The 1,622-nt window shown below is 33.0% G+C and carries 3 protein-coding genes; all 3 read right to left on the bottom strand.

Annotated elements, in window-relative coordinates; translation table 11 throughout:
* Positions 1–142: 142 nt before the first annotated feature.
* On the bottom strand, positions 143–646 hold the full coding sequence (gene vapD, locus DMC01_RS12400) for a VapD family protein (protein ID WP_142694493.1): 504 nt from the start codon (positions 644–646) through the stop codon (positions 143–145).
* Positions 637–954 carry a hypothetical protein gene (locus tag DMC01_RS12405; protein WP_142694494.1) on the bottom strand — a complete coding sequence of 106 codons (318 nt, stop codon included), beginning with the start codon at positions 952–954 and terminating at the stop codon, positions 637–639. Before DMC01_RS12405 ends, vapD begins: the two co-directional genes overlap by 10 nt.
* A gap of 267 nt (positions 955–1,221) precedes the next feature.
* Complete coding sequence (locus DMC01_RS12410) at positions 1,222–1,527, bottom strand: hypothetical protein (RefSeq protein WP_142694495.1); 306 nt, start codon at positions 1,525–1,527, stop codon at positions 1,222–1,224.
* Positions 1,528–1,622 lie beyond the last annotated feature (95 nt).

A 1,622-nucleotide genomic window follows, 5' to 3' on the forward strand; every position in this document is an offset into this window, starting at 1 on the left:
ACATTCTAGCCTTACTGAAACATTTAAGGTTTATGCGAAATACTTGCCAAAGAATGTCAATGAAAGGGCGAGTTTTTTGAAAGATATGGAGTTTTAACTAACTGTGTGTGGTAAATTTAAATGGTGAGTGAAGCTTTAAGGCTCATTGTTTATAAGCTTTTACCACCATTGCGTTCTTTGATGATAGTTTCGGTAAGCTTTTGTTGTTACATAAAGCTTTATAGAGCTTAATGATTTTGTCTTCACTGCGTTTTTTAGCATCAGCATAAAATGAATTTTTATGTTCGGTGTAGTATTTTACTTCTTTTTGAAGTTCTTTAAGCTGTTGTGTCATCTTTTTTATTGCACTTTTAGAGATTTCGTTTCGAGCGTCCATTGCTTCTGGGGCATTTTCTATATCAAATCTTCGCATACAATCATCAAGCCAAGTGAATTTTGCACCAAGTTTTTTCATAAGAATGTATGTTTGATATTCACTTAACGGCTCTTTGGATATATAGCCAGAGCCTTGCCTATGTTCAAAGCCGTTTTGTTCTAAAAAGTTTTGAATTTGTGTGTAAGGCGTTGAGTCTCTAGAAAAATGTTCTCTAATCTCATCAATCAAAAAATCAAAATGTATGCACTTAATGTGCTTTTCTACTCCCAAATACCAACACCTTCCACTTTGCTTTCAGCGATAACATCAGTATAAGGCACTCCATCTTTAAGTAAAGTCCATTCTTTGACATTGCGGGTAATGGCTTCATTTTCTACCGCTTCGACAACTGTAAAAACACCCATACGAGAAAAGTCCTTTTCATCGCCTTTGCCGATATAATTATGCTTGTCTTGTTTAATCAAATCAGCTTCTTTAGCTATCTCATCAAGATAAGCATAAAGCTCATCAAGCTTATATTTGCCCTCTCGCAAAATCTTTTCCTCATCAAGCACTATCCTAACACTTCGCACACTCATTTTTTATCCTTTCGTAGCTAAATTTAAACACGATTATAGCACAAATTCCTTAATCACTCCACAGCTTTTTCGCTTCTAATTCTTTTGTATCAATATTTTTCTGCAATGTGATGAAAATTTTTGACCTCATTAAGTCTTTTGATAAAATGACTGTCTATTTGATTTTGATGTTGTGTTGGCGTGTTTTTCATTGTCTATCCTTTTCAGTTAAATTTTTAAGCAACTTATCCCTAAAATTAACTACCATTTCATAAGTGTAAATTTCATTCATTTTAAATCCTTTCCTACATTTTCTAAATGCCGTTTATACCATTTCAAAGCCTTATAATCGCTCTTTAAGCCAAGCAAAAAGATAAATAATAATAAGCCAAAAAAACTAAATCCCGCAAGCAAATTTGCATTATTATCCCTATGTATAAAGCAAATAGCCACTAAAATGAGCATAAGACACACACTAGCGATAGTTTTTATCTTTATGTCATACTTTATGCCTTGTAGAGTGCCACAATGCTTACTATGGCTTTTTTGTCCGCAATGCTTGCAGATAAAATATACATTATTTCCTTGTTTCATCATCTCCCCCTTTTTAAATTCTTATCCTCATAAGCTTGCATTTTTTTACAAAGATTAAGGCTTTTATTTAATTCTTTATCATCTACAAAGCCATC

Origin of the sequence: Campylobacter troglodytis (genome assembly GCF_006864425.1) — a bacterium.
Classification (GTDB): domain Bacteria; phylum Campylobacterota; class Campylobacteria; order Campylobacterales; family Campylobacteraceae; genus Campylobacter_D; species Campylobacter_D troglodytis.